This is a genomic window from Streptomyces sp. NPDC059853, assembly GCF_042731495.1.
GTDB lineage: Bacteria > Actinomycetota > Actinomycetes > Streptomycetales > Streptomycetaceae > Streptomyces.
On sequence record NZ_JBHWJL010000286.1, the window covers coordinates 1 to 6,726 of the forward strand.

Annotated in this window: 6 protein-coding genes; 4 read left to right on the top strand and 2 right to left on the bottom strand. The window is 73.9% G+C overall.

What is annotated here, in order from left to right; genetic code table 11:
• Nucleotides 1-248: 248 nt before the first annotated feature.
• Complete coding sequence (locus ACFV5N_RS22795; protein WP_385602889.1) at nucleotides 249-839, top strand: TetR/AcrR family transcriptional regulator; 591 nt, start codon at nucleotides 249-251, stop codon at nucleotides 837-839.
• Between the two features lie 12 nt (nucleotides 840-851).
• Here ACFV5N_RS22795 and ACFV5N_RS22800 read toward each other — a convergent pair whose 3' ends face one another.
• Nucleotides 852-1,871 carry an SMP-30/gluconolactonase/LRE family protein gene (locus tag ACFV5N_RS22800; protein ID WP_385602892.1) on the bottom strand — a complete coding sequence of 340 codons (1,020 nt, stop codon included), beginning with the start codon at nucleotides 1,869-1,871 and terminating at the stop codon, nucleotides 852-854.
• A gap of 208 nt (nucleotides 1,872-2,079) precedes the next feature.
• Between ACFV5N_RS22800 and ACFV5N_RS22805 the strand changes: the two genes are divergently transcribed.
• Entirely contained in the window at nucleotides 2,080-3,885 is a 1,806-nt protein-coding gene (locus tag ACFV5N_RS22805; protein ID WP_385602895.1) for a flavin-containing monooxygenase, read from the top strand.
• 100 nt (nucleotides 3,886-3,985) lie between these two features.
• On the opposite strand, the gene ACFV5N_RS22810 is transcribed toward ACFV5N_RS22805, so the two are convergent.
• Nucleotides 3,986-4,879, bottom strand: a complete 894-nt coding sequence (locus tag ACFV5N_RS22810) for a helix-turn-helix transcriptional regulator (protein WP_385602898.1) — start codon at nucleotides 4,877-4,879, stop codon at nucleotides 3,986-3,988.
• A 258-nt stretch (nucleotides 4,880-5,137) separates the two neighbouring features.
• On the opposite strand from ACFV5N_RS22810, the gene ACFV5N_RS22815 reads away from it, so the two are divergent.
• Entirely contained in the window at nucleotides 5,138-6,154 is a 1,017-nt protein-coding gene (locus ACFV5N_RS22815; protein ID WP_385602901.1) for a zinc-dependent alcohol dehydrogenase family protein, read from the top strand.
• A 44-nt stretch (nucleotides 6,155-6,198) separates the two neighbouring features.
• Complete coding sequence (locus tag ACFV5N_RS22820) at nucleotides 6,199-6,609, top strand: cupin domain-containing protein (protein ID WP_385602904.1); 411 nt, start codon at nucleotides 6,199-6,201, stop codon at nucleotides 6,607-6,609.
• Nucleotides 6,610-6,726: the final 117 nt, after the last annotated feature.

Here is a 6,726-nt window from a genome sequence, read left to right on the forward strand (position 1 = left end):
TCTCCCAGCTCGCACCCCACACGGATGGCTAGACTGACCGCCTTCTTCGGCCCATACCGGATCGAACCCGGGCCTTCTCCTGCGGGAGGAGCCCGAAGCACGGGCGCTTTCCGAACCGGTCCCGAAACACCCCGCTCGGCTGTCGGTCTCCCCGGCCGTCACCGGCCCCGCGAAGGACCGGTCGGCCAGTGCTTCGATCACCAGGCGGAACACGTCGCCTCCCGGAGCCCGGCCGGTACGCTCGGGGGGTGACTGAGCACCCGAGACCGGAGGAGCGGCGGCCTCCCAATGACGGGCCGAGGGCCGCCGCCCGTAACCGGGCCGCTCTGCTCCTCGCCGCCCGCGAGGTCTACGCGGAGCAGGGGCTGAACGCCCCGCTGTCCGCGATCGCCCGGCGGGCCGGGGTGGGTCAGGGCGTGCTGTACCGGCATTTTCCCGACCGTTCGGCGGTGGCCGCCGCCGTACTGGAGGAGAATGTGCGGCAGGTCGAGGAGGCCGCCGCGGCCCCGGGGGCGACCTTGTCCGGGGCCCTGGGCGTCGTGTCCTGGCACCTGACCGAATCGGCCGCTTTCATCAGCCTTTTACACGCCGACGAGGCGAACCGGCGCGCCGACACCCGCGCGTACGCCGAGGTCCTGGCCGACCGGGTCGAAAAGGCCCTGCGGAGGTGTCTGCCGGCGGGACACCGGCTGGCCGGGGCCGACGATCTGATGCTCGCCGTCGCCATGGTCGCCGGTGCCGTCACCGGGCCGACGCGCGCGGAGCGGGAGCGCCGGGCACTGGCGGCCTGGCGGCTGCTCGGCGTCGAGGTCGGGCCCGTGCGGCCCTTCACGGGCTGAACGGACGGGGCATCAGCCGCCGTTGGACTGCCGGGTGCCTTCCGCCAGTGCTTCGAAGGTGTACAGGTAGCCCCCGGCGGGGCCGCTGACGGTCAGATAGGCCGTGGTGCCGCCGGGGGTGATGGCGACGTTCGTCGCGGATTCGAGGCCCTCGTGGCCGGCCGGGATCTCCACGGTCGCCAGGTGGTCGCCGTGCGGGCTGTAGACGAGCATGGCGGGCCTGCCGTGCAGCGCCTGGTAGAGGTTGCCGTCCGCGTCCACGGCGATCGAGTCGGTCTGGGCGATCCCGCCGTCGACGTGGACGGCGGTGTGCCGGGAGGTCACCGCGCCCTCCGGGTCGAGGCGGAGGTAGGAGATCCGGTTCTCCAGCAGTTCGCTGATCCACAGCCCGTCGTAGCCGGCGTCGAAGGAGATGCCGTTGGTCGCGGCGAGTCCGTCGGCCAGGACCGTGGCCTCCTCGCCGTCCCGGTCGATGCGGACCACGCGGCCGAGCGGTTCGCCCTCGGTCATGCCGCGCGAGTCGCTGAGGTAGAGGTTGCCCCGCGGGTCGAAGGCCAGGTCGTCGGGGTTCATCGGGGCGCCGTCGATGTCGCCGGAGAAGAAGGTCTGCGGGTCGCTGCCGTCCGGGGCGATGCTGACGACGGCGCCGCCCACGAAGTCCGTCAGGTAGAGCCGCCCGTCGTGCGGGCTGAACTGGGCCGAGGTGTAGGCCCCCCGGTCGTCGGTGAACAGCGAGTCCCAGGTGCCCTCGTCGAGGTCGACGCGGATCACCTTGGGTTCGCCCGCGGGCGCGGTGACGTCCACGACGAGGAGGTGGCCGTCCTCGTCGAAGACGGGGCCTTCCAGCAGGGTCATCCCGGTCTGCGGATGCACCTGGGTCAGCCGCATGACCCGCTCGGCGTGCAGGGTGCGTCCGGCCTCGCCGGGTGCGGCGCCCGCCGCCGGGGCCCCGGGGTCCGCCGCGCAGCCGGTGAGGGCCAGGGCACCGGCCGCGGCCAGTGCCGCGGCGGGCCGGATCGTGCGTCGTCGCATGGGGGTTGCTCCTTCGGTCCGTTGGGTGCGGACGCCGTGCGCCGTCCGGAGCGGGCCCCGGGCGGCGCGGTCCACGAACACCTAACCGGACAACGTTGTCCGGTCGGTTGTTAGAGTAGTCGCCGCCCCCAGGTGACAGCGCACCCGGCCCAGCTGACGGGTGGCCGGCTGATCCCGCGAGCAGCGATCGACAGGATCGAGACCCCACATGACGAACCCTCACACCCCCACCGCCGACGAGATCGCCGCACTGCGCGCGCGCTACCGCGCCGAACGCGAACGCCGGGTACGCCCCGACGGCCCGCGCCAGTACCGGGCGGCCGAAGCCGACTTCGGCTACTGGGCCGCCGACCCGTACGCCCCGGAACCGGCCGGACGCGAACCGGTCCGGGACACCGTCGACGTCGCCGTCGTCGGCGGCGGATTCGGCGGGATACTCGCCGGAGCCCGGCTGCGGCAGCAGGGCGTGGCGCGGATCCGGATGGTGGACAAGGGCAGCGACTTCGGCGGGACCTGGTACTGGAACCGCTACCCGGGCATCCACTGCGACATCGAGTCGCACGTGTATCTGCCGATGCTGGATGAGACCGGCTACGTCCCCGAGTGGAAGTACGCGCCGGGCGAGGAGATCCGGCGCCACGCGATGCGGATCGCGGACACCTACGACCTCTACGCGGACGCGCTGTTCTCCACGGCCGTCACCTCACTGGAGTGGGACGAGGCGACCGAGACCTGGCTGGTGCGCACCGACCGGGGCGACGCCTTCCGTGCCGTGTACGTCATCACCGCCACCGGCACCCTCTCCGAGCCGAAGCTGCCCGGCATCCCCGGCATCGAGACGTTCGCGGGCCACACCTTCCACACCTCGCGCTGGGACTACGCGTACACCGGCGGCACCCCGGAGGGCGGGATGACCGGCCTCGCGGACAAGCGGGTCGGCGTCGTCGGCACCGGCGCCACCGGAATCCAGGTCATCCCGATGCTGGCCCGGGACGCGGCGCACGTCCTGGTCTTCCAGCGCACGCCGTCGAGTGTGGACGTGCGGGCCAACCGGCGCACCACGCCGGAGGATGTCGGTGCCGGCCGCCCCGGCTGGGCCCGTGAGCGCCGCGACAACTTCCTGCGCATCGTCTCGGGCGAGCCGGCCGGCGAGGACCTCGTCGCGGACCGGTGGACCGCGTCGGCCCAGCTGCTGGAGAAGCTGCTGCCGAGCTTCCGGCGCCAGGGCGACCGGGACGCCTTCGAAGCCGCGTACGAGATCGCCGACGCGGCGAAGATGAACGAACTGCGGGCCCGCGTCGAGGAGTCGGTCACCGACCCCGGGACCGCGGAGAAGCTGAAACCCTGGTACCGCTACGCGTGCAAGCGTCCCGGATTCTCCGACCTCTACTACCCGGCGTTCAACCGCGACAACGTGACCCTGGTCGACACCGCGGACACCCACGGCATCGAACGGGTCACCGAGACCGGGGTGGTGGTCGGGGACCGGGAGTACGCGCTGGACTGCCTGATCTTCGCCACCGGCTTCTCCGTCGGCGTCTCGGGCATCCTCTCCGGGACGCTTCCGGTCCACGGCCGGGGCGGCCACCAGCTGCTGCACACCTGGGGGCGGCAGGGCCCCCGTACCCTGCACGGCCTGACCAGCAACGGATTCCCGAACCTCATCCAGCTGGGGTCGCTGCAGAACGCCAGCAGCGTCAACTTCACCCATGTCCTGGACGAACAGGCGGTCCACGCCGCCGCGCTGGTCGCCGCCGCCGAAGCCAAGGGCGCGCTCGTCGAACCGTCGCGGGAGGCCGAGGACGCCTGGCTGGCCTCCCTCGCGGACGGAGCCCCCGATCACGCCTGGTTCCACGCCGAGTGCACCCCCGGCTACTACAACGCCGAGGGCCGGGGCCGGCCGAGCGGTCCGTCCTCCTACCCGCACGGTGCCGTCGCCTTCCACGCGCTGCTGCGGCAGTGGCGCGAGGAGCGCATGGCGGAGATCCTCCAGCCGCGGACGCGTGAGGCCTGACCGGCGCCTCCGGCCGGGACGGGCACGGGCCGGGCGCGGCTGAGCCCGGGACCGGCGGGCGCCCGGTCCCGCCCCGTCCCGCCCCGGTCGCCGGGCGCGGTCAGCCGACGGGGGGTGTCCGCGCCGGCCGGGCGGCCGGGTCCTCGGGGGAGGTCCAGGAGGCGAGCAGCCGCAGTCCCTCCTCGGAGGGCGAGCCGGGCTCGGCGGTGTAGACGGTGAGGGTGAGGCCGGGTTCGGCGGCCATGTCGAGCCCTTCGTAGGCGAGGGTGAGCGCGCCGACCAGCGGGTGGTGGAAGCGCTTGGTGCCCGTGCCGTGCAGGCGGACGTCGTGGGCGCCCCACCGGGTGCGGAAGGCGTCGCTGCGGGTGGACAGCTCGCCGACGAGATCGTGGAGGTCCTTGTCGTGGGGGTCGCGGCCGGCCTCGGTGCGCAGGATCGCCACGGCCATGTCCGCGAATGCCTCCCAGTCGGGGTAGAAGTGCCGTGCGGCGGGGTCGAGGAACTGGAAGCGGGCCAGGTTGGCCTGGTTGCCGCCCGTCGCGTACAGGTCGCTGTAGAAGGCGCGGGCCAGCGGGTTCGCGGCCAGGATGTCCATGCGCCCGTTGCGGACGAAGGCCGGTCCGGCGGTGATCGCGTCCAGGGTCCACTGGAGGCTGCGGTGCGGGGTCCAGGTCCGTCCCGCGCGGCGCCGGGGGCGGGCGAGGAGGTCGGAGCCGTCGGCGGCCCGGGCCAGGTGGAACAGGTGGGCCCGTTCGGCGTCGTCGAGCAGAAGGGCGCGGGCGACCGCCTCCAGGACGGCCGGGGAGACGCCGGCGAGGGTGCCGCGCTCCAGCTTGGCGTAGTACTCGACGCTCATGTCCGCGAGGGCGGCGACCTCGCTCCGGCGCAGTCCGGGCACCCGCCGCCGGGGTCCGGCGGGCAGGCCCGCCCGCTGCGGGCTGATTCTGGCGCGCCGCGAGGTCAGGAACTCGCGGACCTCGGCACGGTTGTCCACACCCCGACGGTACCGCCCGGGGCGCGGCCGAGGGATGTACCGCTGGTACACCCCTCAGCGGTGACTCGCTGCGCGCCCGCGGCGGGGGTTACCTGGAGGTCGTGGCGCTCGTCGTCCGTCCCCGCCGGGGAGCGGGCCCGAGCGCCCGGGCCCCGGGGTTGCGGGTGGCCGCCGTGCCGTCCGCGCCGGGTCCCGTCACCCGTTCGGCGGCTTCCGGTGCCCCGGTACCGGCGGCCCAGCAGGTAAGGAGCCTCCCCGATGCGCGGAGCAGTGATCCACGCCCCCGGCGACGTCCGTTTCGAGTCCCTGGAGGATCCCCGGATTCTGCGGCCGACCGACGCGGTCATCCGTACCGCCGTGACCTGCGTGTGCGGCTCCGATCTGTGGCCCTGGCGCGGTCTGGAGCCGATCGGCGACCCCCATCCGATGGGGCACGAGTACGTCGGTTTCGTGGAGGAGGTCGGCAGCGAGGTGACCGCCGTGCGGCCCGGCCAGTTCGTGGTCGGTTCGTTCGCCACCTCGGACAACACCTGCGCCAACTGCCGCAACGGCTTCCCGTCGAACTGCCTGCACCGGGAGTTCATGAGCACCTGCCAGGCCGAGTACGTGCGCATCCCCAACGCCCAGGGCACTCTGGTGGCCACCGACGAGGTGCCGGACGAGCGGCTGTGGCCGAGCCTGCTCGCCGTCTCCGATGTGATGGGCACCGGCTGGTGGGCGGCCGACGCCGCCGAGGTCCGGCCCGGCTCGACCGCCGTGGTCGTCGGTGACGGCGCGGTCGGCCTGTGCGCGGTGATCGCGGCGAAGGAGCTGGGCGCGGAGCGGATCATCGCCATGTCGCGGCACGAGAGCCGGCAGCGGCTGGCCCGCGCCTACGGCGCCACCGACATCGTGACCGAACGCGGCGCGGAGGGGGTGGAGCGGATCAGGGAGCTGACCGGCGGTATCGGGGCCGACAGTGTGCTGGAGTGCGTCGGCACCGCGGAGTCCATGCGGCAGGCCCTGCACTCCGCCCGGCCCGGCGGCACCGTGGGCTTCGTCGGGGTCCCGCACGGGGTCACCGTCGACGGCCAGGAGCTGTTCTTCTCCCATGTCGGGCTGCGCGGCGGCCCCGCCCCGGTACGCCGCTACCTGCCGGATCTGATCGACCGGGTCCTGGCGGGCCGGATCGACCCGGGCCGGGTCTTCGACCTCGCGCTGCCGCTGGAGGAGGTCGCCGAGGGGTACCGCGCCATGGACGAGCGGCGCGCGATCAAGGCCCTCCTCAGGCCCTGACCCGGGCCCCACTCCCCCGCCCCTGCCGACGGAAAGGACGCACCGTGCAGATCACCCGCAGTTCGATCGACACCGTCAAGGGGCCGGCCGACTGGTTCACCGGCGACGTGTACATCGACGCCGTGGCCGCCGCCCCCGCGCCCTCCCGGCTCAGCGCCGCCCTGGTGCACTTCATGCCGGGGGCCCGCACCCACTGGCACCGGCACCCGCTGGGCCAGACCGTCTTCGTCACCGAGGGGATCGGCCTGTGCCAGCGCCGGGGCGGGCCGGTGGAGCTCATCCGGCCGGGCGACCGGGTGCTGTTCGAGGCGGACGAGGAGCACTGGCACGGTGCCGCGCCGAACCGGCTGATGGTCCATCTCGCCCTCAACGAGGCGGACGCCACCCATGACGTCGTGCACTGGCTGGCCCCGGTCACCGACGAGGAGTACGGCGCGGCCCCGGCCACCGGCTGACCCCGGGGGGTACGGCCGGGGGCCGGGCGGCGCCGTCAGGGCCGGTCGGCCGGGGCGGCGGCCCGGGTCTCCGCCAGGGTGGGGATGCGGCCCGTGCCGCCCCGGCCGGTGACCGAC